Origin of the sequence: Pseudescherichia sp. (genome assembly GCF_031987975.1) — a bacterium.
In the GTDB taxonomy this organism is placed as follows: Bacteria; Pseudomonadota; Gammaproteobacteria; order Enterobacterales; family Enterobacteriaceae; genus Pseudescherichia.
The window spans coordinates 1-25,444 of the sequence record NZ_DALZYX010000005.1; the positions used below are offsets into that span (position 1 = coordinate 1).

Annotated in this window: 25 protein-coding genes and 1 pseudogene; 9 read left to right on the plus strand and 17 right to left on the minus strand. The window is 55.7% G+C overall.

Features of this window, described 5'->3' with window-relative positions; genetic code table 11:
- The 10 genes and pseudogenes from RTN40_RS09730 to RTN40_RS09775 all read right to left on the minus strand — a co-directional run.
- Positions 1-890 (minus strand): annotated as a pseudogene (locus tag RTN40_RS09730) (hypothetical protein); the annotation flags it as partial.
- 11 nt (positions 891-901) lie between these two features.
- On the minus strand, positions 902-3,259 hold the full coding sequence (locus RTN40_RS09735; protein ID WP_312228273.1) for a type VI secretion system tip protein VgrG: 2,358 nt from the start codon (positions 3,257-3,259) through the stop codon (positions 902-904).
- A gap of 5 nt (positions 3,260-3,264) precedes the next feature.
- Positions 3,265-5,925: a type VI secretion system ATPase TssH gene (gene tssH / locus RTN40_RS09740; RefSeq protein WP_312228274.1), complete on the minus strand. Its 2,661-nt coding sequence runs from the start codon at positions 5,923-5,925 to the stop codon at positions 3,265-3,267.
- A 176-nt stretch (positions 5,926-6,101) separates the two neighbouring features.
- The gene (locus tag RTN40_RS09745; RefSeq protein WP_312228275.1) at positions 6,102-6,593 is read right to left on the minus strand and encodes an Hcp family type VI secretion system effector; all 492 of its coding nucleotides are present in this window, start codon (positions 6,591-6,593) and stop codon (positions 6,102-6,104) included.
- A gap of 14 nt (positions 6,594-6,607) precedes the next feature.
- A complete protein-coding gene (locus RTN40_RS09750) occupies positions 6,608-8,275 on the minus strand; it encodes an OmpA family protein (RefSeq protein ID WP_312228276.1) in 1,668 nt (555 codons plus the stop codon).
- Positions 8,275-9,012 carry a type VI secretion system protein TssL, short form gene (gene tssL, locus RTN40_RS09755; RefSeq protein WP_312228277.1) on the minus strand — a complete coding sequence of 246 codons (738 nt, stop codon included), beginning with the start codon at positions 9,010-9,012 and terminating at the stop codon, positions 8,275-8,277. Before tssL ends, RTN40_RS09750 begins: the two co-directional genes overlap by 1 nt.
- Complete coding sequence (tssK, locus tag RTN40_RS09760) at positions 9,009-10,358, minus strand: type VI secretion system baseplate subunit TssK (protein ID WP_312228278.1); 1,350 nt, start codon at positions 10,356-10,358, stop codon at positions 9,009-9,011. The genes tssL and tssK overlap by 4 nt, the downstream gene beginning before the upstream one ends.
- A gap of 16 nt (positions 10,359-10,374) precedes the next feature.
- Positions 10,375-11,925, minus strand: coding sequence for a type VI secretion system contractile sheath large subunit (gene tssC, locus RTN40_RS09765; protein WP_312228279.1), 1,551 nt, complete (start codon positions 11,923-11,925; stop codon positions 10,375-10,377).
- A 36-nt stretch (positions 11,926-11,961) separates the two neighbouring features.
- Positions 11,962-12,459, minus strand: a complete 498-nt coding sequence (gene tssB, locus RTN40_RS09770) for a type VI secretion system contractile sheath small subunit (RefSeq protein ID WP_312228280.1) — start codon at positions 12,457-12,459, stop codon at positions 11,962-11,964.
- A 378-nt stretch (positions 12,460-12,837) separates the two neighbouring features.
- On the minus strand, positions 12,838-13,488 hold the full coding sequence (locus RTN40_RS09775) for a YrbL family protein (protein ID WP_312228281.1): 651 nt from the start codon (positions 13,486-13,488) through the stop codon (positions 12,838-12,840).
- 147 nt (positions 13,489-13,635) lie between these two features.
- Here RTN40_RS09775 and RTN40_RS09780 point away from each other — a divergent pair, with 147 nt between their 5' ends.
- Both RTN40_RS09780 and RTN40_RS09785 read left to right on the plus strand, forming a co-directional pair.
- Complete coding sequence (locus RTN40_RS09780) at positions 13,636-14,199, plus strand: XRE family transcriptional regulator (RefSeq protein WP_312228282.1); 564 nt, start codon at positions 13,636-13,638, stop codon at positions 14,197-14,199.
- Positions 14,196-14,717, plus strand: coding sequence for a GNAT family N-acetyltransferase (locus tag RTN40_RS09785; protein WP_312228602.1), 522 nt, complete (start codon positions 14,196-14,198; stop codon positions 14,715-14,717). Before RTN40_RS09780 ends, RTN40_RS09785 begins: the two co-directional genes overlap by 4 nt.
- Here the strand turns inward: RTN40_RS09785 and RTN40_RS09790 are convergent.
- The gene (locus RTN40_RS09790; RefSeq protein WP_312228283.1) at positions 14,714-15,781 is read right to left on the minus strand and encodes an aldo/keto reductase; all 1,068 of its coding nucleotides are present in this window, start codon (positions 15,779-15,781) and stop codon (positions 14,714-14,716) included. The genes RTN40_RS09785 and RTN40_RS09790 overlap by 4 nt on opposite strands.
- A gap of 153 nt (positions 15,782-15,934) precedes the next feature.
- On the opposite strand from RTN40_RS09790, the gene RTN40_RS09795 reads away from it, so the two are divergent.
- Positions 15,935-16,819 carry an AraC family transcriptional regulator gene (locus tag RTN40_RS09795; protein ID WP_312228284.1) on the plus strand — a complete coding sequence of 295 codons (885 nt, stop codon included), beginning with the start codon at positions 15,935-15,937 and terminating at the stop codon, positions 16,817-16,819.
- A 37-nt stretch (positions 16,820-16,856) separates the two neighbouring features.
- On the opposite strand, the gene RTN40_RS09800 is transcribed toward RTN40_RS09795, so the two are convergent.
- Entirely contained in the window at positions 16,857-17,156 is a 300-nt protein-coding gene (locus tag RTN40_RS09800) for a hypothetical protein (protein ID WP_312228285.1), read from the minus strand.
- A 78-nt stretch (positions 17,157-17,234) separates the two neighbouring features.
- On the minus strand, positions 17,235-17,990 hold the full coding sequence (locus tag RTN40_RS09805; protein WP_312228286.1) for a DeoR/GlpR family DNA-binding transcription regulator: 756 nt from the start codon (positions 17,988-17,990) through the stop codon (positions 17,235-17,237).
- 84 nt (positions 17,991-18,074) lie between these two features.
- On the opposite strand from RTN40_RS09805, the gene RTN40_RS09810 reads away from it, so the two are divergent.
- Positions 18,075-18,659, plus strand: a complete 585-nt coding sequence (locus RTN40_RS09810) for an NUDIX domain-containing protein (RefSeq protein ID WP_312228603.1) — start codon at positions 18,075-18,077, stop codon at positions 18,657-18,659.
- On the opposite strand, the gene RTN40_RS09815 is transcribed toward RTN40_RS09810, so the two are convergent.
- Positions 18,654-19,109: a GNAT family N-acetyltransferase gene (locus RTN40_RS09815; protein ID WP_312228287.1), complete on the minus strand. Its 456-nt coding sequence runs from the start codon at positions 19,107-19,109 to the stop codon at positions 18,654-18,656. The two genes, RTN40_RS09810 and RTN40_RS09815, sit on opposite strands and share 6 nt — an antisense overlap.
- Before the next feature lie 144 nt (positions 19,110-19,253).
- Here RTN40_RS09815 and RTN40_RS09820 point away from each other — a divergent pair, with 144 nt between their 5' ends.
- Entirely contained in the window at positions 19,254-19,877 is a 624-nt protein-coding gene (locus tag RTN40_RS09820; RefSeq protein ID WP_312228288.1) for a GNAT family N-acetyltransferase, read from the plus strand.
- Here the strand turns inward: RTN40_RS09820 and RTN40_RS09825 are convergent.
- Positions 19,874-20,305 (minus strand): PACE efflux transporter, encoded by a 432-nt coding sequence (locus RTN40_RS09825; protein WP_312228289.1) that lies wholly within the window; start codon positions 20,303-20,305, stop codon positions 19,874-19,876. The two genes, RTN40_RS09820 and RTN40_RS09825, sit on opposite strands and share 4 nt — an antisense overlap.
- Before the next feature lie 114 nt (positions 20,306-20,419).
- Between RTN40_RS09825 and RTN40_RS09830 the strand changes: the two genes are divergently transcribed.
- From RTN40_RS09830 to RTN40_RS09840, 3 genes are all read left to right on the plus strand, one after another.
- Complete coding sequence (locus RTN40_RS09830; RefSeq protein WP_312228290.1) at positions 20,420-20,950, plus strand: TetR/AcrR family transcriptional regulator; 531 nt, start codon at positions 20,420-20,422, stop codon at positions 20,948-20,950.
- Between the two features lies 1 nt (position 20,951).
- On the plus strand, positions 20,952-21,899 hold the full coding sequence (locus RTN40_RS09835) for a LysR family transcriptional regulator (RefSeq protein ID WP_312228291.1): 948 nt from the start codon (positions 20,952-20,954) through the stop codon (positions 21,897-21,899).
- A gap of 99 nt (positions 21,900-21,998) precedes the next feature.
- Complete coding sequence (locus tag RTN40_RS09840) at positions 21,999-22,796, plus strand: SDR family NAD(P)-dependent oxidoreductase (RefSeq protein ID WP_312228292.1); 798 nt, start codon at positions 21,999-22,001, stop codon at positions 22,794-22,796.
- Positions 22,797-22,842: 46 nt separating this feature from the next.
- On the opposite strand, the gene RTN40_RS09845 is transcribed toward RTN40_RS09840, so the two are convergent.
- On the minus strand, positions 22,843-23,253 hold the full coding sequence (locus tag RTN40_RS09845; RefSeq protein WP_312228293.1) for an ASCH domain-containing protein: 411 nt from the start codon (positions 23,251-23,253) through the stop codon (positions 22,843-22,845).
- Between the two features lie 82 nt (positions 23,254-23,335).
- Here RTN40_RS09845 and RTN40_RS09850 point away from each other — a divergent pair, with 82 nt between their 5' ends.
- A complete protein-coding gene (locus tag RTN40_RS09850) occupies positions 23,336-23,854 on the plus strand; it encodes a phosphoribosyltransferase family protein (protein ID WP_312228294.1) in 519 nt (172 codons plus the stop codon).
- Positions 23,855-23,870: 16 nt separating this feature from the next.
- Here RTN40_RS09850 and RTN40_RS09855 read toward each other — a convergent pair whose 3' ends face one another.
- Positions 23,871-25,424 carry a diguanylate cyclase gene (locus RTN40_RS09855; protein WP_312228295.1) on the minus strand — a complete coding sequence of 518 codons (1,554 nt, stop codon included), beginning with the start codon at positions 25,422-25,424 and terminating at the stop codon, positions 23,871-23,873.
- Positions 25,425-25,444: the final 20 nt, after the last annotated feature.

Below are 25,444 nucleotides of genomic sequence, written 5' to 3' on the forward strand. Positions count from 1 at the left end.
CCCGGCATCCGGCTGTCCGTGCTGAGCACCTCAATATGGGCATAGGCGCTGGGGCTGATTTTTGCCATCCCCGCCGGGGCTATATCCTCGCCTAAAAAACCGATGGCGTCCCCGGCACTGATTGTCAGTGGCGTATCCGGTTTTACCACTGCATCAAACACCCCCTTCGCCACCGCCTGCTGCATCCACACCGGCAGCCGGGCGTACTGTTCGCCGTCCGGGGCCATGTATACTGGTGAGGTGGTTACCCGGAAGGGCTTACCACATTCCCGCCCTTCGTCATCGAGTTCCTGCGCCAGACCAAAAGGCTGCCCGCTTTGTCCCCGGTACGTAAACAGCCCCTCTTTCAGGATAATCACCCGGGCATCTTTCGCCAGGGTGCCCTCAGACGCGTCGGGTATCACGTCAGGCTGGCTGCTTTCGTACTGCCCCTGCGGATGTTTTCTGACGCCACCATCTGCGATAACCTTCATGCACCGGCACTTCTCAAAGGCCGACAGCGGGGCCAGGCCCATGTACAGCGAGTAAAACTCAAGCCAGGTCTGCGCATTGTCCGGGTCCGGTTTACAGACAGATTTCACCAGCACAAAGGTGGTTGAATACTGCACGGCATGGCTGAGGTAGCGGGCTTTCTGGTAGTCCCTGCCCAGACGCCAGGCCACCACCCCGCCGTCAGCCATACACGGCAGTGGCACCGCCGTCGCGGTTGTTTCCGGGGTCAGCAATGAACCCGGAGCGGACACCTCCGAGATATGGATACCGCCATGCCACATGTTGTTGGTGCCCGCCAGCCACGAGCCGTGCGGCTCCCGGCCTATAAGGCGCATCATTTCGTCCAGCGTGGCGTAGTTGTCCCCGTTCTGCTTACGGGCCGGAAAACAGGTGTTCATAATGGCTCTCCTTAGCGTGAGACTGTCCCGTCAGTGACGGGTGAAAGAGGATCGAGGGTGGTGTTAGCGTAAACAGGCGGATCGGTTTGCATACTGGCCGCCGACATCGGCACCTGATAGCGCGCCGCCTTAGTAATAAAGTCCCCGTCAGTGCCGTGCTCTATGCCGCCTGCGCTGAGCTTCAGATATGATCCGCCCCCGCTGAGCGTCAGCGTTTTCGGGGTGCTGATGGTTATCTCATCCTGAGTGCTGGTCACGGTAAACTGCTGTTCCGCGCTCATATCCAGCGTGCTGTGCTGGGCGTGAATGTCGACATTGCCCTGGTTGGCTATCACTTTCGCCCCGGCTTTATCCGCAAACAGCCCCAGGGACTGCCCTGCGCTGACCGTGACATTTTTCATCGCCCCGATATCGACATGCTGACCGGCGGTGATCATCGTGTTCTTTTGGCTGGTCAGCTGCATATGCTCCCCGGAGGTCAGGGCGATCCCCTGCGGCGCTGAGGCCAGCACGACCGCCGCCTGTAACCCCTGCAGGCGATCATGAATGAGGCTGTTCTGGGTCTGGATATCGCAGGTCAGAGCCTGAGCCGTTTGCGCTGCGCTGTTCAGCGCCTGCATCTCGCTGTTCGCCCGGGTTATCTGGCTGACGGCGGGCGTCATCTCCAGCACCAGACCCTGCCCCTTTTCCTGTGCGTCGGCGGTCAGGTAGACGCCGCGGCCCGCACGCAGGGCACCAAACTCATCGGTGCGCAGCTCAAAACCGGTACCGCGCTGTTTGCGCTGCGCATCGACCAGGTGACCGATATTGAGCTGGGTCTTGCCGTACTCCGTCGCGAGTTTGATGTGCTCTTCCTGACGCTTATCCTCCAGACGAAGCTTGTTGTTTGCCGGTGTGCGCAGGACGTTACGCGTGTGATTATCGTCAGTAACATGATCCGGGTGTTCTGAATCGTGCTGGGCATGGGCGATAAACGGCCTGTCGGGATCGCCTGCATCAAACATCACCGAGACTTCGGTTCCGTCCAGTAAGGGGGCGTGGAAGCCGTACTTATCTCCGGCGTAGGGTTTCGCCATCCGCAGCCAGAGGTAGGCGTAACCCTGCTCACTGTCGCTGCGGTCAAAATCCAGCTTCACCCGGTAACGCCCCTGGCTATCTAGCCAGGCATAGGTATCCCCTTTTTCGGTGCTTTCCACCCGCGCCGGGAGCGTTCCGGCAATCACCGGGCGTTTGTGCAGCGGCGGGCGATAGCACACCGCTTCGCTGTAGGGGATCCCGGTAAAGGTCATCAGGAAACTGCGCTTGCGCGAGCCGCTGCTCTGCACACTGGTGATAACGATCCCCTCCTTCAGGCTGGCCGGCAGACTGCCCTCGGGCTCCAGCACCTCGCCAGGGGCCAGAAACGGGCTGGTCGTTTTCCCGGTAACGGCCTGCTGGGCATTCAGAATACGTTCATGGCGCAGGCGCGCGTAGTAGGCACCGCTTTCCGGCGTCTCCGTGTCGCCTTCGCTCAGGAAAGGCTCGGCATAGTGATACACCTCACCCGTCGTGATGCCCTCCGCGCTGCTGACTGACACCGTGCTGTCCTGCGGCGTCAACGCCTCTCGGTAGTTGTAATCCCGGGTCGCCACGCTCCCGGAGACCACCTGCTGGACGGTTTCAATATCCCAGACGCTGAGCTGGCCGTTATCGCTGGTTTTCGACACCGGGACGATCGGCAGCGTGACGCCAAACTGATACTGCTCCGGGCTGTCCTGAAATATCACCACATCCTGTTCGAGGCGGTTATCCATTTCAAAGCGCCAGAAGATCCCCACTTCCGCCAGCAGGCGCTGGATGAACTCAAGGTCGGTTTCGCGCCACTGTGTGATCAGCTCGCGTGCCGGGTAGGCCTGCGACAGACGAAACTCAAAATCCGGTCCTTCCAGCCCGTGGGCGCGCAGGATCTTTTCAACCACCTCTGGTACGGACTGGTTGAGATAAATTTCGCTGCGCTTCGTATGCTGCAGCAGCGCAATGCGCGGCACGATATCGAGCGTGTAGTAAGTTTCATCCGCTGAGGTCGAAAGGCGCTGAAAGGTATGCACCACGCCATAGACGGTACGCAGCGGTGTGGCGGGCGTTCCGTCATATAACGGGAGCTGGAAGGTGAACGCCGCCGGCTTAAGCAACATAGTGCTGCTGGCAATATCTTCCGCAGTACAGGTCACTTTTACGGTATAGCGCCAGGGTTCACTGAGTTTCTCTTCGCTCATGAAATCGAACACATCGAGAAAATGCGGGCACGCGTGAACATCCAGCCGGTAGCGGGACATCCCCAGCAGCGCATCGATTTTGTCCTGTGTCAGGGCAGTTACGGGATCGCTCATCACTTTTATCCTCTGACTGGCGTTGTCGCCGGCTCATCAAACGTGAGGACAATGCCCTCACTGTCATCCCACTCCAGCCGCAGGGACTGGGGTTTCCGTCCCGCCGCCATATGGCTTAATAGCTGCTGGCTCAGCACCGGCAGGATCTGCTGATTGAGCAGGCTGTCGATGTTGCGTGCCCCGGTGTCCGGCAGCAGGCAGGCGCTGGTCAGGGCGTCATACAGGCTCTCTGCAATTTGCGTGGTCATGCCGTAGTGGCGTGCCAGCCTCTGGCTGACCTGCTCCAGCTTCATCTGCACAATAGTGCGCATCGCCTGCTGCCCCAGCGGGCGGTAGATCACGGTCTGGAAGCGGGCCAGCAGCGCGGGCTGGAAATGGTTCCGCAGAATGGGGCGCAGCAGTTCATGCAGATCGGCTTCGGTGGCGTCCGGCTGGTCATCCAGCCGCTGCATGATGTTGTCGCTGCCGAGGTTGGCGGTCATCAGGATCACCGTGTTACGGAAGTCAATTTCGCGCCCTTCGCCGTCGCGCATAAAGCCGCGGTCGAAGACCTGGTAGAAGAGGTTCATTACGTCCCGGTGCGCCTTCTCCACTTCATCGAGCAGCACCACGCTGTAAGGACGCTTGCGCACGGCCTCAGTCAGAATGCCGCCCTGGCCGTAGCCAACGTAGCCCGGCGGGGAGCCTTTCAGCTGGGAGACGGTGTGCGGCTCCTGGTACTCCGACAGATTGATGGTGATAAGCGACTTTTCGCCGCCAAACAGCGTATCCGCCAGCGCCAGCGCCGTCTCGGTCTTGCCGGTGCCGCTCGGGCCGACCAGCAGGAACACGCCCTGCGGTCCGTTCTCGGGTGCAAGCCCGGTTTTGGCGGCACGCAGGCGCTGCGCGATGGCGTTCAGCGCCGCATCCTGGCCGACCACGCGTTTTTCCAGCGCGGCTTCAAGGTGCAGCAGCGCCGTCTGCTCATCCTTCATTAATGAAGAGAGCGGCACGCCGGTCCAGTCAGCAATCACCGTGGCAACGGTGCGCACACTGACGTCCACCTCCAGCAAAGGATTACCCTGCTGAGCAGCGCAGAGCTGCGCCTGTAAATCAGCCATCTCCGCCTGGCGGGAGATATCCGTGCGGCATACCAGCAGCTGTTCGGAGAGTGCCAGCTCCTGTCCATACTGCGTCTCCAGCGCATCAAGCTGCAGGATGATGCTCACCTCTTCCCTGTCGATAGCCTCCAGCCGCCCGCCGTGCGGACCGTTGCCCACAGCGACATCTTCCAGCAGCGCCTGCTTTTCCATCTCCAGCGCAGTGATGGCGGATTTCATGCGGGTCAGCGGCTCCGGCACGGTGTCCAGATTCATGCGAACGCGGGCGGAGGCGGTGTCCAGCAGATCGACGGCTTTATCCGGCAGCTGGCGTCCGGTGAGGTAGCGCCGGGAGAGCGTGACGGCGGCGCGCACGGCGTCATCAGTAATATGCACCCCGTGGTGCTGCGCGTAGCGGGTTTTCAGGCCCCTGAGCATCAGGCAGGCGGTGTCGTCGTCCGGCTCGTCCACCTTTACCATCTGGAAGCGACGCTCCAGCGCGGCGTCGCGCTCAAAGTACTGTTTGTACTCGCTCCAGGTGGTGGCGGCGATGGTCCGCAGCTCGCCCCGTGCCAGGGCGGGTTTCAGCAGGTTAGCGGCATCCGCGCCGCCCGCCTGATTGCCCGCGCCGATAATGGTGTGCGCCTCGTCAATAAACAGCAGGACAGGCGTGGGCGACTGCTGCACCGCCTCAATAACGTTCTTCAGCCGTAGCTCAAATTCGCCTTTCACGCCTGCTCCCGCCTGCAACAGGCCGAGATCGAGAGTGCGCAGGCTGACGGTTTTCAGACTGTCCGGGACGTTGCCTTCAGCGATGCGCAGCGCCAGGCCTTCCACCAGCGCGGTCTTGCCCACGCCTGGCTCGCCCACCAGGATCGGGTTGTTCTTCCGTCGCCGGGAGAGGATATCCACCATCTGGCGGATCTCCGTATCACGCCCAAACACCGGGTCAATGCTACCCTCCCGCGCCCTGGCGGTGACGTCGAGGGTGAATCTGTCCAGCGCGTTCTGTAGCGCCGGGTCGGGTTCGCCCTCTTTTGTCCCGGCCCCGACCGGACGGCCAACAAATTCCACCTCACCGCCGTGTCGTTGCATCAGCGCCTCGTCCTGCTGGACCTCCGGGCGTTCATCGGACTGCGCATCGAGCAGCGGACGCAGGCGCTCCAGCTGGCTCTGGCCCAGGGTCAACAGCGGCCACAGGCCGTCGCAGCGTGCCAGCTTCGGTTTGTCCGCCAGCGCCATCAGCAGATGAATGCTGCGAATGCTCTCTTCCCCTGCCAGCGAGGCCCGCAACCAGGCATCCTGCATCAGCGTCTGCGTGCTCTCAGCCAGCTGCGGACGGCTGCGTACCGAGCGCGGCAACGCGTCCAGCCAGCCAAGCAAATCCTGCCATAGGGCATCCATATCCCACTCATAGCGCCGCGCCAGCACCGTAAGGTCGCCCTCGCCCTGCTCCAGCAGCTTCAGCAGCCAGTGCTCAGGCAGGATTTCCGCGTGCGCCCGGGTCTGGCACAGGGAGGCGGCCCCCTCCATCGCACGGGCGCAGTAGGGGTTGAGACGACGCAGCAGAATGGCGGGATTTTCCATGATGTTCTCTCTTTATCAGTTCCTGGACACGCTACCGCCCATCGCTGTTTCCTGGTGTTCAGGAGACCAAAGCGCATAAGGTCAGGCAGACAGATTGTGAGTTTCTTTGCTGAAGGTCCGCATTCGCAGGCATTCAGCAAAAAAAGCGGACAGAGGGGAACTGTCCGCTTGCAGGCTTACGCGGTGGCGCGTTCGTTCCAGGAGTCGGAATGAATGATGTTGCCGTCTTTATAGGTCCAGGTGATTTTTTCGTAGCGCAGTTCAACCCGCTCGAGGTGATTATGCTTCTCGTAGGAGGGGTCCTTGATGTCGTGCATTTTCGGCGCGACCTTCACCAGCTTGACGTTCTCCAGTTTGGTGTTGAAGTACTCCACCTCCTGGCCCGCGTCGTTAATTTTGTACCACTTAAACTCCGCAGACTTCAGGGTCTGCCCGGTGGTCACCGCCTTGTACAGGTAGGGGCTGGAGGAGTCGATCTCCTTGGTGAATTTGAACGGCGTATGGATACGCGTGCCGGTCAGCTTGCCGGTGTTGTTGTCGGTCGGGATGTACAGATCGTGCTCCTGCGCCACCACTTCGATACTGCCTTCGCGGTCCTTAACGTCCACCGATCCTTTGATGTCCGCGCCGCCGTCGTCTTTCAGCCACAGATAAACCGGAATTGCCATGTCAAAACTCCTTCTTACTTTTTAAGGGCGTTGCCGGTCATGGCAACGCTGTGATTACCCGGCACCTGGCAGGCATTCGCCTGCGGCACCAGAGTGATGTCGACACGGCGGTTGAGCGCGCGGCCTTCCGGCGTGTCATTGGTTGCGACCGGGCGGCTTTCGCCATAGCCCTGCACCGCAAAGCAGCTTTCCGGCACGTCGCCGGTATCCCGCATCCAGTCCCGTACCGCCCCGGCACGCTTCAGGGACAACGGCTGGTTGATCTGCTGGCTGCCGGTGTTATCGGTGTGCCCTGCCACCACAATCAGCCAGCCCGGCCTGGCCTTGATACCCACCAGTGAATTCACCAGCACTCTGGTCGATCCCGGCTTCAGATCCGCTTTACCGGAATCAAACAGCGACATGCTGTCGAGGCGAATAATTTTCGCTACCGGCACCGGTTTAGGTTTTGGCGGTGGGGGCGGCGGGACCCAGGTATCTATCGCCTGTTGAACACGCAGCCATAACTGCTCACCCGTATAGAGACCCAACCCATAACGCTGTGGCTCTCCCTGGCGCTGCCAGCGCTCCAGCAACAACGCATCCTGCTGCAGGGCATGCAGCGACCGGGCTTTAGGGGCATAATGGTTCATCGGGATGGCGTACCAGCGCTGCAGATCCGCACCGATCCGGCCAATAAGAGACTGGTTATGCATCACGGAGAGACCGGTAGCCGCCAGGATGCAGAGCATTGTTGCCAGGACCACCCGGCGTCCGGTTTTTGCTCCCTGCAACGGCTGGGCAAAAGGGGCCAGCAGCGGCAGTACCGGATCGGCAAAGTGCCACAACGGGGGATACGAGACGACGTGAGGCAGCGGCAGCAAAGCTGAATGGCGGAACAGCCGCTGCGGCCACATGGCTTCAGGGAGAGTGCTGATTGCCCCGCCGCGCAGCACCACCGCGAACGGCAGCACCGGCGGGCAGAGCCGATCCGGTTTTGACAGCTCCTCCATAATCGCCTGCAGCAGGCTAAGCGCCTGAGCCAGATACGGCAGACGGGTGACGCTCTCCGGTAGCCGACGCCATTCCTCCAGGGTCAGGGCGGGTTCATCAGCCGGGCAGACCAGAGACGTTTTACCCCGGACTATAATCCACGGTGTTTCGGGACCTGAAAATTCGCCTGCCAGCACCACCGGTGGGGTATAACCGGAAAGGCTCTTCAGTTGCCTGACCTGCTGACGAAGCGTTTTCAGGGCAGCCCGCAGCAGCCCCTCATCTTCATGTCTGTCCGGCAGGACGCGAAACATGACGACAAGTTGCCCGGCCATGCGCGGCTCACGCACCAGTAACCTGTCAGCAAACGCGGTCAGGCTCTCCGGTGCGCCCACCTGCAGATAACAGCCCTGGGCGGTTGTGCGACACGGCCCGTCAGAAAACAGGTTGTCGCTGAGATCGCCACAGGCCAGCAATACCGGCCCGGTAAACCCCTCCGGCGGGTAAATCCCGCGTTCTTCCGGCACTTTCGCCGGGCGCTGACGCCGGTAGCGGCGACGTGTTATCAGCAGCGCCGCGATCCAGGCCATAACCGTCAGGCCGCCTTTCAGCCATGCGGAGATAGCCAGAAAGCCCCATATCAGCGAGAGCAGCGCAGTCAGACAAATCAGTGCCGGTAACAGCGCCCGTAGCAGCGCAGAACGTCGCATCAGTGCAGCTCCGACAGTTGCTGGTGAAGCAGGTTCTGTAACCAGAGGTGACCGCCGATCCAGACAGCGGCAGTCAGCGCCACCGCCAGAATTATCCAGAACCACACAGAACGCAGGAGGTTGTAACGGCGTTTACCGGTCCTCTGAACCACCAGAGACACGCCGGTTTCCAGCGGCGGAACACGTTCATTCAGGGCAGCCAGGATCTCTTCCCGCTGCGCCTGCCCCACCCCGGACAGAATGAACTGCCCCTGAAAGCCCAGCGCCAGAACCCGCTGGTAACAGACCAGGACTGCCGGTACCGGAGATGGCTGGCGTAAGACCTCAGCGATACGATCATACAGGGCCTCACCGGCACGCAGTGAGCCGAAGTATCGCGCCTGTAACGGCGCGGCGCGCCAGGCTTTCGCTCCTTCGTCAGTGTTCACTTTCTCTGGCGCAGCCGTTCCAGAGGCCTGCTCAGGCTCCGGGCCAGACGTATCAGATGCAGGCAAAACTGCAGCAGGTTTGCGGTTCATTACTGCTTCATCCAGCAGGGCGCATTGCGCATAGGAAATATGCGTGATGCTCTCACTGTCGTACCCGGCGCGCTCCAGCGCCTCCCTGACGCTTTCCACCTGCGCACAGCACTTTTTATAGAGTACCTGGCCATCAGGCGCGCTGGCATCGTGACGCAGCTGCGCCACGGTAAGCCAGGTATCTGCCATCAGACTGTCGATATCAATATCATTTCTCATGAGCGCAGCACCGCAAACAGTTCAAGGTCCAGTTCGCCCAGCAGCGACGGAACGTAGAACAGGCACACGCCCTGCTCCAGCATGCCCTGTGCCGCCTGGCTCTCCATATCCAGCACAAAATATTGATTCTCAAGACGAACCGGCAGCGCGGCCGGCACACGGCTTAATGGAATAAGCCCGATACCTTTTACCGCCACGCCGGTGATCACCCCGACATCGTCCGGCGTTCCCGCTATGGCCATTCCGGCAAACTTTTCAGCCACCTGCCAGGCGGGCTGGTTTGAACGGACACAAAGATAGAAGTCGGCCTCCTCACGCAGACGGATGTCATGCAGGCTGGCTTTCCAGGTCTCGTTATCCACCCGGGTCATATTGATGGCTACCACACGGGATGGCAGGCTGGCTTCCAGCAGTTCGCCGATCAGCTCAAACAGCGGCGGGAAGGTGTTTTCCGGCACCTGATGGTCATAGCCCGGAATGGCATCGAGGTCGCGATCCAGTGAAAAGGTCAGCATGCTGCCGGCCAGACGCACCAGCTCGGCCCATACCTGCTCCGGATGACGGGCCGGGAAACGCTCGAACTCGGTAAGAACCCGGGCGTGGGTGTTCAGCGCATTCAGCAGCCAGAACAGCGACACATCCGCCACGGCGAAATCCGCCATCCGATCGTTACTCTCACGGCGCATGGCCATCAGGCGCTGACGGCGTGAACGTAGCTGACGGTTGAGCAGCACCAGACGCTCGCGCAATACGTGGCTTGCTGAAAACAGGGCCATAGGCGGTACAAAATCAGGATCCTGATGCCAGCCGCCCTGACCATCACGCAGCAGGCGTGCCACGGCGCAGGTCTCCCAGCCATCGTTACTTTCATGATCGAAGCGGAAGGCGAGATTGAACCTGGCCACGGCCATCGGCTCTTCTTCCTGGCCAAAAGCATCCTGAATTGTTACCCACTCTTCGCGATAACGAAGCGGACGCTCTGCAGGCACTCTCTCTGTCTGGACATTGACGATACCGGGTTGCATCACCGGCAGCGCAACCAGCACAGTCACGCTGTCCCTATTTTCGGAGGACGGCAGTACCACTTCCCGCGGCTCCGGTGCGACGTCACTGCTTTTGGTATCAATCAATGTGCCATCCGGCAGCCACAGACGCAGTGTCTGCGCCTGGACCCGGCCGGATGCCAGAAGCGTGTCATTAAGCTCAACTTGCTCAACGCCCCAGGCAAACGGGCTGGACAACCGGGACAAGCCCGCGCGGGAGAATGATTCCCACTCAGACTGCTGCTGAAACTGCTGGGGGGCCAGCAGGGTCCCTTCACTCCATAACGGACGATAAATTTTCATCCCTGATACCCCCGTCTTACGCTTTCGCCTTCGGCATCTGAGAGACCAGCGACAGGTTGACGTCCATCCCTTCTACCTGGAAATGCGGCACGGCATACAGCTTCACGCGGAAGAAGCCGGGGTTGTCCTCGATGTCCTCCACCACCACTTTCGCGTCGCGCAGCGGATGAGAGGCCTGCAGCGCATCGCCCGGATCGGTCATTTCGGTCACCAGTCCGCGCACCCAGGTGTTCAGCTCCAGCTCAAGCAGGCGGCGATCCTTGGTGGTGCCGATGTTTTCCCGCTGGATCAGCTTCAGGTAGTGTGCAATACGTGACAGCAGGAAGATGTATGGCAGGCGGGCGTTGATGCGGCTGTTGGCCGTGGCATCCGGCGTGTCATATAGCGCCGGTTTCTGGGTGGAGTTGGCCGAGAAGAAGCAGGCGTAGTCGCGGTTCTTGTAGTACGACAGGGGAATAAAACCGAGGTTAGCGAACTCAAACTCGCGGGTCTCCGGGATCATGACTTCTGACGGGATCTTCACCTGGTTACCGGTGCCGAGGTCATACAGATGAATCGGCAGGTCCTGCACGGCACCGCCAGCCTGCGGGCCACGGATCTGTACACACCACCCGTTGTTGATGAAGCTTCTGACCATGTTGGCAGCGAACGCAAACGAGGCGTTGGTCCACAGGTATTTATCGTGATCCGGGCCTTTGACCTGCTCGATGTAGTTGAAGCTGCGCACCGGCACGGTATCCGGGCCGTACGGCAGACGCCCCAGCACGCGCGGCATCACCAGACCAAGGTAACGGGCGTCATCGGTATCACGGAAGGATTTCCATTTGATATACTCGGCGCGGTCGAAATAGTTGCCAATATCTTTAATGGCCGCGACCTGCTCCATATTGTCCTTTAAAAAAAAGGCCGGGCCTGCAGAGCCAATAAACGGCATATGAGCTGCGGCAGCGACCTTCGAAATGTTACGCATCAGCGCCACATCCTGCGCGGAGGCATCGAACTCATAAGCCGAGATAACCGCAGCAACAGGCTCCCCACCCGGGGTGTCGTACTCCGCGATATAGGTCTGCCTGTACAGCCCGCTTTGAATGATTTCGGGTGCGTCCTCGAAGTCCTGACGTAGCTCTTCTTTCGATAAATCGAGTAATTCGAGCTTCACGTTCTGGCGAAAGTCGGTTTTATCCACCAGTGATTTCAGACCCCGCCAGATGCTCTCCGTGCGCTGAAAATCGTCATGGTGCATGACCTCATCGAGCTGCCGGCCGATCTGGAAATCCAGCTCTGCAATATGGTGGTCGAGGATTGTTTTATCCAGCTTCTCCACCATCTGCCCGGATTTTTGCAGACACTGCATAAAGACTTTCACCGCGGCGGTGACGCGTTCATCAGCGGAAGTTTCCGCCATTATGGTATTGTCATCAAAACCGTTTAAATCACCGAGTTCTGCCACCGGCGTTAAATTAATTTTTTCAAACAGTGAGGCATATACCCCACCCTGTGGCAGTATTTTTTCGACAGTGGCGCTGCCCGCCAGATTCTGAGATTCATTATTAACTGACATTAGCATTTACTCGTCTTATTCCGTTAAAAAAAGTTCCAGTAATTAAGCCTGGGTCGGGGCCAGCGCGTTAAGTTCACTGCGCAATTCATCGGAAAGCGCGGGATCTTTTAATATGGCTTCGAGTTCTTTTCTGAACGTAACGTTATCAAGCAGATTGGATTTCAAATCACGCAACAGATTACGCATGGAAAGCATGGCACGCAGCTGGGGGATCTGGCGCGCCACCGCCTCAGGCTCAAAATCTTTGATATTCTTAAAGGAGAGATGTACGTTTTCTTCCGAGCCGTCATTTGCGAGCGTATTTTTAACGGCAAAGTTGACTTCAGGACTCAATTCCGCCAGTACGCCGTTGAAATTGTTCTTGTTAATATTCATCTTTTCACGCTCGGCTAGCGTACCTCCTGCTTTACCATTGCTGAAATCACCGACGGCCAGGAGCTTTAGCGGCAGCTCAACTTTTTTCTGCGCCCCCCCAGTCACAAGATCCAGCTTTATATTTACGCGCGCACGAGGTATTTCATTTTGAAATGAATCAGACATATGCATTTATCTCCTGAATTAATAATCCATTAGTCGGACACGGTGTTAACCTAGAAAAGGGGCGCTATTATTTCTACTCCTGATCCCACTTAACGTAAAGCACACAAAATGTATTTATCATCGCAAACGTTCGAAAATGAATTTTAAGAAAAACTACAATGACCCGCGATAGCCCGGCTGGCGCGGGCCGGAGGTCTAAAAATGAAAAGTCCTGAATAGATCAGGACTTAAAAATTAGGAATTTGTCCGGAAATGAGAGCGAGAAAGGCGACAGACATGCCGTCACGTTAAATATTAAAAATTTGAAACAATTAGAAACGTTATTGCGCGTTTGATTTTCTGCATATATATGGCAATAGCTGCTCACCTTTTGATAAATCACGCCTCAGACAGTAAGCGGTTCAAATCCCTGAGCATCCGCTTGAGGCATTTGATTTTATTTTTATCGCGAATTGACTCTGAAAGCTTACTGACCTGAAAAAGCGTCTTGTCCCCGAAACCATCAATGACTTTAAAGCGATATTCTTGACGAACGTTGTCCCAAGCGTAGACAATGTTTTTACAGTGCAGAGAATTAATAATGACGCTGGTGTTGACAAACCATGCAAAAAAAACGTTCAGCTTCTGCAGCTTGCTGTCATCGAGCTTTTTGTTCAGCGCGAGCTGGTAAAGCGTTTGTGCGATGTGGTTATCCTCATCGCACTCTTTCACAATGATTTGCCCTACCCCTTTATTTGTTTCAACAAGCCCTATCATTTTTTGCATATAGAGTGAGTCTGTTTGATTATTCGGCTTGCACTCTTTGACATCACGATAGATTTCACGGATCTTGCTTTTGTACTTGGCAATGCCGGGAATCACAACTTTGATCAGCAGTTGGCTATCGTGTGGATGCTGGAATACGTAACGGTCGTTACCCTTTGCGATTAAATCGTTATCGGTCAATACAAGCTCTGGCTTCATGATAGTTTTGACTCTTATTATTTGAGAAATGGATGCGCCTAAACCAATCCCAAATAATAGATTCATTTACATTAACGGTTAGTATACGAGTCGCACGCCCGCTTAAAAAACAACCTGGCTTACAGAGCCTGTTACATCGACACGCTTGACGATACGAGAAGAAACCTGTAGATCTCACATATGAGAAATAATTCTCACATATGAGATATCGCTATGCATAACCCTGACTATGGGAAGAAACTAGCCACCCGATTAACCGAACTTCGTATACAGCATAACTGGTCGCTGGACGATCTGGCCTGCGCGTCGGGTATCAGTAGAGCCTCTCTTTCGCGCATCGAACGCAATGAAGTCAGCCCAACTGCAGATGTCCTTAACCAGCTTTGTATCGCTTACCGGATGACGATGTCCAGTTTGATTAGCGTGGTGGAAGAAAAAGCAGAGAGCCTTTTCAGATCGGAGCAACAATCCGTCTGGCAAGATGAGACCAGCGGCTTTCATCGCCGCATGTTAATCCCACCCGCAAGTCAATTCAGGTGTGAGCTAATCGAGGGGCAGCTTCGTCCGGCAGCCTTTATAGAATATCTCTCTCCTCCTGTTCAGGGGCTGGAGCAATATATATGGTTATACGCGGGTGAGCTGACCGTCACCATGGATTCAGAAGCGTGGACGCTTAATAAAGGCGACAGCCTGCGCTTTCATTTATCCGGCAAAACTACCTTCAGCGCGCATGACACTCTGGGCGCTCACTATTTACTGGTGATATGCAAATCATGACTAATTATGAACAGCTTAGTGCAATTCAGGCCCAGCAGGTTTTATCGGATTTAGGGAATGTTCTTCAGGCCTGCGTAGCCGACGGCGCCAGCGTCGGTTTTACCGATCCAGCGGACCGAATCGTTATAGACAGTTTCTGGCAGGCCAAAGCTGATAGCCTTGCCCGTAATGAGTGTGACCTGTTAATTGCACGCGAGAATGACACGGTCGTCGCCACAGTGATGATTAACTACTGCGGCATGCCGAATGGCCGCCATCGTGCCGAGATCGCCAAGCTACTCGTACATCCAGCCGCTCGGCAACGAGGAGTTGCCCGCCAACTGATGAAACTGGCGGAGCAACACGCGTGGGATAAAGGTATTACTCTGCTGGTTCTGGATACGCGCAGTGGCGATGTGGCAAGCCAGCTGTACCTCTCGCTGGGCTGGCAAATTGCCGGAGAGATACCCGCTTACGCAGAGTCAATTGAGGGACGACTGGATGCCACAACCTATATGTATAAGCTGAACCCTGCCTAACGCGCTCTGATAGTCGCCCCGCCGGTAATCAGCTGCTGCGCCATTGGCCGGGAAATAAAGCGCGCCGGGAAAATTGGAGCCACTGCGCTAACCTGCTCCAGACGCTGAAGTTGATCATCGGTGAGCACAATCTCCAGCGCGGCAAAGTTGTTCTCAGCCTGAGCGAGCGTGCGCGCGCCGAGAAGGGTGGAAGCGACAGCAGGGTTACGCAGCGTCCACGCCAGCGCAATTTGTGACGCTGTCACGCCTGTCTCGTGGGCGATGCTGCCGACCACGTCAGCAATGGCCAGCGCCCGCTCGTTCAGATGGCCGGTCGATGCGATAATTCCCTTACGCGTAGAAGCCACGTCAGCACCGTTTTCATCGGAGAGATCGGCCCGACTGTACTTTCCGCTCAGGATCCCGCCGCCGAGCGGTGACCACGGCAGGACGCCAAGCCCCATCGCCTGGGCCATCGGGATCAGCTCATGCTCTACCGTGCGTTCAACCAGGCTGTATTCAATCTGCAATGCGACAAAAGGCGACCAGCCACGCAGATCGGCCAGGGTTTGCATCTGGGCAATACGCCACGCGGGTGCGTTACAGATACCGAGGTAGAGGATTTTGCCATCGCGAACGAGATCGTCGAGCGCGCGCATCACCTCTTCCGGTGACGTGGTGAAATCCCAGGCGTGCAGATAGAGCAGATCGATGCGGTCGGTATCAAGCTGTCGCAGGCTGGTTTCAACGGAACGGACAAGATTGTAACGGTGGTTGCCCCCCGCATTAGGATTACCCGCTTCCCGAGACATGGTGAACTTAGTGGCCAGTACGATGCGATCGCGCTTCGCCTTGATCATCCTTCCAAGGATCTTCTCCGCGCTGCCGTTGGTATAGTTGACTGCGGTATCGATAAAGTTACCGCCGCGTTCAACATAGGCATCGAAAATGCGTTGCGCCTCGGCGTCATCCGCGCCCCACCCCCAGTCTGAGCCAAAGGTCATAGTGCCCAGCGAAAGGGGAGAAACACGTAAACCGGAACGGCCAAGTAAGCGATAGTGGTCAAGCGCCTGTGGTGTGGTCATGATCTTCCATCTCCTGTAGTGTTGATTGCGACTATCATGCTCTAACAGAACGCGCTTGGTGCGATAGAGGGGATGTCCGCGATGATTGCACGATCGTCCAGCGTGAGCGATGCTCTCTTTTCGGGGTTACAATTCAGGGATAACATGCCTGCCATGAACAGACTCAATGCTCTTGTGGACATTATCGATCGCCACACGCCGGAGGATGGGACGTATCCTTGCGCGCTGCCCGGCGTAACGCTGATACGGGTCTCATCGCCAACCATGCCGATGCCGGTGATCTATACGCCAACGCTCTGTCTAGTTGCCCAGGGAACGAAAGAGGCGCGGCTCGGAGAGACCACTTATCGTTACGATGCAGCAAACTACCTGATCGCCTCGGTCGAGCTGCCTGTCATGGGATCGGTCGTTGAGGCAACGGCGGAGCGGCCTTACCTCTGCCTGCAGCTTGATTTCGACATGACCGAACTCTCAGAGCTGGTCATTCGTTATCCTGCCCCGCAGGGCGATGCGCAGGCTTCCCCACCTGGGATTATGTTAAATAAGACCTCACCCGAGCTTCTTGATGCTGCGATACGTCTCGCCAGCCTGTTGGATACGCCGCAGGATATTGACGCCCTCGCCCCGCTGACGCTGCGCGAAATTCTTTATCGTTTGCTGACGGGACCACAAGGCGACATTATCCGGCATATGGCTCAGGCCGAGAGCAGGCTTAATCAGATTGCTCGGGCTATCGTCTGGATCAGGACGAACTTCCGTGAAGCGTGCCGTATTGAGCAGGCAGCCAGCGTTGCCGGTATGAGCCGCTCAGCGTTTCATCACCATTTCAAAGTCGTTACGACCATGAGTCCTATTGAATTTCGGACGCATCTGCGCATGCAGGAGGCAAGGCGGCTTATGGTGAGTGATGCTATAGATGCCGCGAGTGCGGGTTTTCACGTCGGCTATGAGAGTCCTTCCCAGTTTAGCCGTGACTATGTGCGCATTTTCGGTATGTCCCCCGCCAGGCACGCCAGCCAGTTACGTAAGCTATCGTGAAAAGATCACGCCGGGGTCGATCCCGGCGCTATAGTCATTAGCTGCGGGGGCTGTTGTGCCAGTGCTGCTCGCAGCGCTCTTTCGCTTCGGTAACCAGGTCGCGCAAATCAGGGAGGGGATCGCCAGAGCCATAGTCCAGCGTATTGGTCGCCTCTTCCTGCTCCTCTTTTACGGCGAAGCTGAGGGTTTCATCCAGCTTTTGCCAGCTGCCATCCCGCTGCTGGTAAATCAACGCATAGGTTGGCGTCTGCTCATCGTCGCCATAAATCTCATATTTTTGCGTTGGTGCACCTTCAGGACCAAACTGCAGGGTATCGATCAGGGTTGAATCAGCCATCGTTTTCTCCTCTTTGTTAAGGAGTAAGGTTAGCTTATAAATGGCGACGCTGTGAATTTGCCCTATGGGCTGTCGGGTTTAAGCCTTAATCACGGATACGCCCTGCTCTTCTACCAACCGGATCCAGTCAGCATTGGTCTCTTCCTCTATCACCAGCGTATTGATTAGGGACAGATCGCCAATTACAAATGGCGACGCCGCGTTGACCTTCTCCGGGGAAGCCAGCACCACCGTTTCAGCCGCTCTGCCGGAAAATGCACGTTTGATGCATGCTTCTTCATAATCGCCGGTGGTTAGACCCGCTTCCGGATGAATGCCGGTTACGCCCATAAAGAAAAGGTCAGCATGGATGTGGCCTATGCCTTCAATAGCGGCAGCGCCAACGGTCACAATGGAGTGTTTATAGAGACGCCCGCCGATGAGAATAACGTCAATAGTGGGATGTTCAACCAGGCCAAGGGCGATGCCTGGACTGTGCGTGACCACGGTAATGCTCAGCTCCGGCGGCAGCAGCGTAATAAGTTCCGACGTTGTGGTCCCGCCATCAATAATCACTACCTGCCCGTCAGAAATCAGCTCGACGCCTTTGCGAGCAACCCGCTGTTTTTCATCTATTTTTAGCGATTTACGCTCTGAAAATGTGGCGACAGCCGATGACGATGGCAGCGCGCCGCCGTGCACCCGTTGCAAATGCCCTTCTGCCGCAAGCTCGCGTAAGTCACGGCGGATCGTATCCTCTGACACGTCAAAAAGTGTGCTTAACTCTTTTGACAGGACCTGCCCCTCGGCGGCGAGTTTTTCAAGTATCAGCTGTTTACGTTGACTGGTGAGCATAAGGTTCCCGTGATTGCACGAAATATCTTGAATATGCACGATAGTGCTGTTTATGATGGCTACTCTATCTATCGGAGTGCTATGATGCAATCAAAACATGCAGAAGTACGCATTATCAACAGCCAGATCCTTTCCGATGACTGGTACACGTTAAAAAAATATACCTTCGCGCTACAGCGTCAGAACGGCGACTGGCAGCAGCAAAACCGTGAGGTCTACGATCGGGGAAACGGCGCTACAATCCTGCTCTATAACCGGCAAAGGCGGACGGTGATCCTTACGCGTCAGTTTCGCTTTCCCGTCTATGTGAATGGTCATAACGGCCTGCTGATCGAAACGGCGGCGGGCCTGCTGGATAATATGGATCCGGAAAGCCGCATTAAAGCTGAAGCGGAAGAAGAGACAGGATTCCATGTGTCACACCTTGAGAAAGTATTCGAAGCCTATATGAGTCCCGGCTCGGTGACGGAGAAACTCTACTTCTATATTGCCGAGTATCAGGCCGACGATCGAACAGGCGCGGGTGGCGGTATCGAAGCTGAAGGCGAGGATATTGAGGTGCTGGAAATGACGCTGGATGAGGCATTAGCCGCTATTGAAAGCGGCCTTATCGTTGATGGCAAAACCATTATGCTGCTGTATCACGTTGCCCTGAAAGGCCTTTTATAAAGCCTTATACATAAATACGCTCAGCGGATCCTCACTATACGGAGGAAACGGATCGCACCGCTGATATCCGCAGCGTTGATATAGCGTAATGGCAGGCTGCTGATGAATGCCCGTCTCAAGCCGAAGAACATGGCAGGCAGATTCAGCAGCAAGCTTCTCCAGGTTGGCCACAATTTTCTCACCTATTTTGTTGCCACGGTATTGTGGGCGAATGTAGACGCGCTTGATCTCCGCAGCGTTATCACCCTGGAGAAAGATAGCTCCACAGCCAATAGCGTCTCCTTTAGCGTCACGGACAACAATGCAACGAATATCCTCCTCCTTGACCGTTGAGAAATCGAGGCAGTGATTACTCTCAGCAGGATAAAGCGTACTTTGAAATGCATCCAGCTCACCGACTAATATAGCTAATTCTTCTGAATCCTTTTCAATTTCAATAACGTCAAACATTTCTCTTATGACCTCTTTTTCTTTGAATTTTATGTAGTTATATCACTCCTTTTTCTGAAAAATAAAGCCATATTAACTTTGAAAGCACGTCGCCCTTTTGGGATGATGGTTTTAATAATAATTCTTAAACGCTATGGAGAGAGAATGAAAGACAACGCGCACACCATCCCTGCCGGGTACTCTAAGATCGCACCAGGCTATCTCGCCTCGGTCGTCACCTGCCTTGAAATGTGCGAGAAGCCAACCGGTGCGCCATGCCCTCTGCCAGAGGGCTTTTTGCTGCAGCCGTTAACGGATCGCGATCCTGACGCTTACCGTACTCTCTTTCGTAAGGTGGGTGCGAACTGGCTCTGGTTTTCACGTCTTATCATGAGCGATGAGAAACTTATTAGCGTTCTGCACAATCCCGGGCGAGAGATCTACGTCATCCGCCATAATAACCAGGACGTGGGATTGCTGGAGCTGGACTTCAGTGAACCCGGCGAAGTTGAGCTAGCCTTTCTCGGACTAACGTCGGACGTCACCGGCAAGGGCATTGGCCGGGCGGTGATGAGCGCGGCAACAGAGCTGGCATGGGCGAAGCCTGTTAAGCGTTTCTGGGTACATACCTGCACCTTCGATCACCCTTCCGCGCTTGGGTTCTATATTCGCTCTGGTTTTATCCCCTACGAACGACGAGTAGAGGTTCAGGCCGATCCGCGCCTCAGCGGCCATCTGCCGCTGGACGCAGCGCCACATGTGCCGATCATCCCTGCCCCTAAGGTTTAGGTAGCCGGGACCGGCTCGCGCAGAAATACCCGGTCAAAAACCCAAGTAAAAACAAAGGCATATACAAAGAAGAAGGTCAGCAGGCCAACTTCCATCATGAAAGCCTTAACAATGCCGACGTTATAGAACCACATAAAGAACGGCACGATCAGAATAATAAACATCGCTTCGAAAAGCGTGGTGTGCACGATCCTGATGAGTAGCGTTCGTTTCTGGATGTTGTTCTTCCTTTCCCAGCGCTCAAACAGGGTGTTGTAGATGTAGTTCCAGACGACGGCGACAACGGAGGTGGTCACCGCCACTGGCAGAGAGCTTGCCATGTTACCGTCGCTCATGCCTGACAGCAGCAGCGAGGAGAAGAAGATAGCAATCAGCTCAAAAAGAGCGACATAGGTGAGTCGGCGTGGAACCGGATTGAGATAGAACACGGTGAACCTCATGTGCGATGATATGGCTGAGATTGCGTTGATCCCAGACCTGGTAATTGACTGGCTGGCAAGTTAACATACGACCGTATTTAAATCAATGTTGGGGAGATGCCCATGGCACGACCAAAAACCATAGACCGGGAAAGCCTGCTGGATGCAGCGGAGAACGTGCTGGGCCGCGAGGGTGCTGCCGCCCTGTCGTTTGGCGCTATAGCAACGGAATCTGGTATCGCTAAGGCCAGCGTACAGTCGGTTTTTGGCTCCCGAGAAAAAGTGCTGGATGCCCTGCTGGACCGCTGGCTTAATAAAGAGCAGGAGCGCTACCGCACGCTGCTTCCCGCAAACGCCGACGCCAAAGCCCGCCTTCTGACCCACATCATCGCCACCGAGGAAGAGACCTCCGAGGCCGGGATCAGAACGCTGACCCTGCTGGCTGCCCAGGCCGGGACACAAAGTGAAAGCATGGTTAACTGGTATAGGGAGCGGTTCGGCGACCTCACCGCAAACGATGAGGTGTCCAGAAGGCGCAGGATCGTCTATCTGGCTACCGAAGGGGCGTTCATGATGCGCAACATGGTCGGTTATGAAAGCGAATCGGCGTTCTGGGACGAGGTGTTTAACGACCTGAAGGAGTTTGCGGACTGATATGCCTGTTCGTCCAATTACTCGCCTCTCTCGTTCAGATCTGGCCGATCTTAATGCTTTCCGTAGCGTAGAACGCCTGCGTAGCTTCACTCAGGCCGCCGTTGAGTTAGGGATCACTACGTCCGCACTTAGCCATGCAGTGCGAAACCTTGAAACGCGTCTTGGCGTCAGGCTGCTTAACCGGACAAGCCGAACGGTGGCACCCACTGATGCAGGGATCACCCTGGCGCGCAGGTTGAACATTGGCTTCGCTGAGATTAGTGAGGCACTTGATGAACTTAACGCCTTTCGCGAACGGCCTGTTGGCCGCATTCGTTTGAACGTGCTCAGAGATGGAGCACGCCTGGTTTTGGCTCCACTCCTTCCCCGTTTCCTTAAACGCTATCCGGAAGTTCAGGTAGATATCACTATTGACGATCGCATGGTTGATATTGTTGGCGAAGGCTTTGATGCTGGCATCCGCTATGGCGGAACCATTCCTGAAGATTTTGTTGCGGTAAAGCTTGGTAGCGACATCAAATGGGTAGCGGTCGCCTCCCCGCGTTACCTTTACCATCATCAAGCGCCTGCCTTCCCTCAGGATTTGTTGTCTCACTCATGTATTCAGATCCGCACCGGTCAAGGAACGGTCTATAAGTGGGAGTTTCGCAAGGAAGATGAGTATTACGCAATAGATGTGCCGGGCCAGGTGTGTGTAGGCGATACCGTAATGGGTATTGAGCTGGCGCTTGCGGATGTCGGCATAACCTATTGTCCGGAAAAAAGAGTAGCGCAGTATTTACGCAGCGGTGAGTTGCGGGTTGTGCTGGCAGAATGGTCGCCAGTAGAACCCGCAATGTATCTCTACTATCCCGGATACCGGACAGTTCCTCAGGGTCTTCGTGAGCTTTGCGACGTGTTGCGTGAAGGTATGCTGGAAGAGCAACAGGCCCGCAGCCATGAAATTTAGTTGAACAATGCTCACCAAACCGTTGAGTGAGATTCAACGAAACATCGTTATAACTGTGCCATGCTGTCAACTTGTTGCAAACAATAACAGGAGACAATCATGGCAGCTAACCCTATTGCACTTATTACAGGTGCGTCAAACGGTATTGGATTCGAACTGGCGAAGGTATTTGCCAAAAATGGTTATGACCTGATAACTGTCGCCCGAGATGAAAATAAGCTTTCCAGAGCGGGGGAAGAGTTGCAGAAGCTGGGCGCAAAAATCTACCCCTACTCCGTCGATTTAAGCGATTACACGCAGATTGAAGCATTGAAAAAGCAGACGGATGCCGAAGGTTTTGATATTAGCGCTCTCGTTATTAATGCCGGACAAGGGTTAGGCGGCAGGTTTATCGGGGGGACAGCGCTTGAGAAAGAGTTATCCCTGATCCGACTTAATGTCGATTCTTATGTTCATCTCTCTAAACTTTTTATCCCTGACCTGATCAAACGCGGCAGTGGAGACGTGCTGATGACCTCGTCGGTTTCTGGCACGGCCCCTATTCCTTTTGAAGCTATCTACGGAGCGTCTAAGGCTTTTGTTAACTCTTTCTTTTGGGCTATCCGTAACGAGCTTAAAGGTAGCGGTCTGAACATGACGCTGCTTATGCCTGGTGCAACCGAGACAAACTTCTTCAAAAATGCGGGTCAGGCCAACACGGCTGTAGGGGCAGGTAAAAAGGCTGAGCCGCAGGAGGTAGCGGAGCGCGCATGGTATGCATTGCGCAGCGGCCACGAGTATGTTTATGGTGATGAACAGGCAGAATTTGAAGGGGATATTCTCAACCGTATGCAGAGTGAAGCGCAGAAAGCTCAGCGCCATCGCCTGATATCGGAGCCGGAGTCAGCAAATAAATAATTTATTCTGCCCGGCACTACTTTACGTCGTGTCGGGCAATCAGTGATCAAACCACCTCAACCACTTCAAACTCTTCGGCAACCAGCTCCATCTCTTCCGAAAAGTTGCCCGCCTGCGTAAAAAAGCGCTGATGCTCGGTACGCCAGTACTCAAGGCTCAGGTCACCTTCCCCCTCTTTACGGGCAAAAGCTTCATCGACGTCGCAGAACCGGACCAGGCGCAGCGACGTAATGCGAATAACGCATACCGGCTCCTGCTGTCCATCAAGAATAATATGGTAGCTGCCTACTCCAGGCGGTACGCTTTCCGCCTCGTAGGCCGCTAACGAGCCGCACGATGCGGTCTTTTTCCCCTTAACAACCAGATCGGCCAGCGCGTTTGCCAGCTCGGCACTGTCTCCTATGGACCATGCTTGCGCCCGCGGGTATTTTACTTTTAAATTTTCTACTGAAGTCACATTGTGTCCTTTATGATTAACCAAATGGTTTTGGATCCTGCTGTAGAGTGTATCAATACTTTCTGTTTATGGATGAAATTCAATGGATAATCGCTACATAGGTGAGCTTGTACTTGATGAGGCCGCCATCGCCACGGGCGTTGCACGCGTGGCAGCATTACTTAACGATAGCTATCAGGATGCCGTGATCGTTACCGTGGTGCCGGGGGGCATTTTGTTTACTGCCGATCTGGTCAGAAAGCTGAACTTTACTATCGCGATGGACACCATCTCCTGTCCGCATACTCCTGGCGATCGCAGCAACCAGTCAACGATCGTGTTTCACCATAATATCGATATTACCGGCAAGGATGTAATTGTTGTCGATGATGCGATTGAGTCCGGCGGCACCATGAAGCGGCTGGTGGAATATCTTAGCACCACTTATTCGCCGAAATCGTTAGCTATTGCCACACTATTCGTTAAGCCCGGCAGAGTTGATATTCCCTTCCCGCAATTCTACGCCTGGGAGATGGAAAATGACGATCTGCTCATTGGCTACGGCCTGCCGTGGGAAAACAAATTCCGTAATATTCCCTTTATCTCAAAATTAAAGCGTTAATTAGCTCTCGGAAACATTAGCTCTCGGAAACAATGGCGCGATCGCGCCCCGCTATTTTCGCACTGTAGAGTGCGGCATCGGCCCCCTCCTTCAGCATGCGCGCATCCTCGTCGCTGCCGCGGGGGATCAGGCTGAAGCAACCTGCGCTAAGCGTCACCACTTTTGTCCCGGTCAGCGACTCGCTGTGCGGCAACTGAATGGCACGCACGGCGGCGACCGCACGCTGAGCTATATTAAATGCCGCGTCGCGATCGGTATCGGGAAGAATAATGGCAAACTCCTCGCCACCGTAGCGGGCAATAAGATCGGACTGCCGTAGGTTGAGCTTCTGTAACGCCTCACCGACATGACGCAGGCAGTTATCACCTGCCACGTGGCCGTAGGCATCGTTGTAGCGCTTGAAGTAATCGATATCCAGCATAATCAACGATACCGGCCTGCCGGTCAGCGAAGCGGTTTTAAGCGACTGTGAGAGGAAAAGATCAAACTGCCGACGGTTCGCTAGCCCCGTCAGCCCATCGGCCAGCGCCATGGTCTGTAGGGTATGGTTGATACTGGTCAGCTCATCTCGCAGCATGGTTAATTCTGTCTGGTCCCTGACGTTCACCCTCACTACCCTAAAGATCAGTGCGCCCATTACCAGGGTCCCTAACAGGAGCATGGCGTTAAGCACGATATCTGGCAGGCTCTCGCGTAGCCAGCTTTGCCAGAGCGCAGGCTTATCATAGCCAGCCGCCACAACCAGCGGATAGCGCTCAAGGCGGGCAAAACCAAATATGCGCTCAACGCGATCGATACTCGATTTCCAGGTAGCATTACCACGATCCTGGCGGATCAGCGCCTGGGTGAATAGCGGGCTGCGCGAGAGGTTACGGTTGATAACATCATCGTTAAACGGCCGGGCATAGAGTACCGTCGCATCGGTGCTCAAAATCGCCAGCAGATCCCGGCTACCCAGCTCAAAGTAGTTGTAGAAGTGGCGGAAATAATCAACTTTCACCGTCGCCAGGGCTACGCCATCAAAGCCGCCAGCGGCATCATTCAGGCGCAGCGACACAGGAATAATAAGGTCGCCGGTAGAACGGCTGCGGATCACGTGACCAATATGGACGCTGCCGTGGCCGTTTTTACGGTGATAGACGAAATATTCCCGGTCAACATTATTGGTGATAGCAGGCTGACGGCCAAATGACGTCGCCTTCATATTTCCTTGCGAGTCATAGACAAACAGGCCGTGCAGCTGCGGGAGGCGATCCTGGATTTCACTCAGATAGAGATTGAATCTGGTCTCATCGATGGCTGAGATACCTTCCTGCGGCACATTCCGCCGAATATCTCTTAACGCCAGCTCGGACTGGAGAAAGGTATCTTCCGCCTGGCGAGCCTGGGAGACGGAGAGGTTGATGGCGTTGCGTTCGCTCTCCTCAACGGTGCGCTCCCAGGAACGGTTTAAGGTCCATGCGCTGGTGGCCACGCCTGCAATCAGTAGACCCGCCATAAAAAGGGAGATACTGCGACCAAGGGAGGAGCTTAACGCCAGCGCGTTTGAGATGCGTTTCCCGACTGCCATTGTCACTCCTCCTCGATTCC

Bases quoted from the DNA above. Each gene is read 5' to 3' on its own strand.
- RTN40_RS09735 (WP_312228273.1), bottom strand. From the start codon at position 3,259: ATGAGCGATCCCGTAACTGCCCTGACACAGGACAAAATCGATGCGCTG.
- tssH (WP_312228274.1), bottom strand. From the start codon at position 5,925: ATGGAAAATCCCGCCATTCTGCTGCGTCGTCTCAACCCCTACTGCGCC.
- RTN40_RS09745 (WP_312228275.1), bottom strand. From the start codon at position 6,593: ATGGCAATTCCGGTTTATCTGTGGCTGAAAGACGACGGCGGCGCGGAC.
- RTN40_RS09750 (WP_312228276.1), bottom strand. From the start codon at position 8,275: ATGCGACGTTCTGCGCTGCTACGGGCGCTGTTACCGGCACTGATTTGT.
- tssL (WP_312228277.1), bottom strand. From the start codon at position 9,012: ATGAGAAATGATATTGATATCGACAGTCTGATGGCAGATACCTGGCTT.
- tssK (WP_312228278.1), bottom strand. From the start codon at position 10,358: ATGAAAATTTATCGTCCGTTATGGAGTGAAGGGACCCTGCTGGCCCCC.
- tssC (WP_312228279.1), bottom strand. From the start codon at position 11,925: ATGCTAATGTCAGTTAATAATGAATCTCAGAATCTGGCGGGCAGCGCC.
- tssB (WP_312228280.1), bottom strand. From the start codon at position 12,459: ATGTCTGATTCATTTCAAAATGAAATACCTCGTGCGCGCGTAAATATA.
- RTN40_RS09775 (WP_312228281.1), bottom strand. From the start codon at position 13,488: ATGAATCTATTATTTGGGATTGGTTTAGGCGCATCCATTTCTCAAATA.
- RTN40_RS09780 (WP_312228282.1), top strand. From the start codon at position 13,636: ATGCATAACCCTGACTATGGGAAGAAACTAGCCACCCGATTAACCGAA.
- RTN40_RS09785 (WP_312228602.1), top strand. From the start codon at position 14,196: ATGACTAATTATGAACAGCTTAGTGCAATTCAGGCCCAGCAGGTTTTA.
- RTN40_RS09790 (WP_312228283.1), bottom strand. From the start codon at position 15,781: ATGACCACACCACAGGCGCTTGACCACTATCGCTTACTTGGCCGTTCC.
- RTN40_RS09795 (WP_312228284.1), top strand. From the start codon at position 15,935: ATGAACAGACTCAATGCTCTTGTGGACATTATCGATCGCCACACGCCG.
- RTN40_RS09800 (WP_312228285.1), bottom strand. From the start codon at position 17,156: ATGGCTGATTCAACCCTGATCGATACCCTGCAGTTTGGTCCTGAAGGT.
- RTN40_RS09805 (WP_312228286.1), bottom strand. From the start codon at position 17,990: ATGCTCACCAGTCAACGTAAACAGCTGATACTTGAAAAACTCGCCGCC.
- RTN40_RS09810 (WP_312228603.1), top strand. From the start codon at position 18,075: ATGCAATCAAAACATGCAGAAGTACGCATTATCAACAGCCAGATCCTT.
- RTN40_RS09815 (WP_312228287.1), bottom strand. From the start codon at position 19,109: ATGTTTGACGTTATTGAAATTGAAAAGGATTCAGAAGAATTAGCTATA.
- RTN40_RS09820 (WP_312228288.1), top strand. From the start codon at position 19,254: ATGAAAGACAACGCGCACACCATCCCTGCCGGGTACTCTAAGATCGCA.
- RTN40_RS09830 (WP_312228290.1), top strand. From the start codon at position 20,420: ATGGCACGACCAAAAACCATAGACCGGGAAAGCCTGCTGGATGCAGCG.
- RTN40_RS09835 (WP_312228291.1), top strand. From the start codon at position 20,952: ATGCCTGTTCGTCCAATTACTCGCCTCTCTCGTTCAGATCTGGCCGAT.
- RTN40_RS09840 (WP_312228292.1), top strand. From the start codon at position 21,999: ATGGCAGCTAACCCTATTGCACTTATTACAGGTGCGTCAAACGGTATT.
- RTN40_RS09850 (WP_312228294.1), top strand. From the start codon at position 23,336: ATGGATAATCGCTACATAGGTGAGCTTGTACTTGATGAGGCCGCCATC.
- RTN40_RS09855 (WP_312228295.1), bottom strand. From the start codon at position 25,424: ATGGCAGTCGGGAAACGCATCTCAAACGCGCTGGCGTTAAGCTCCTCC.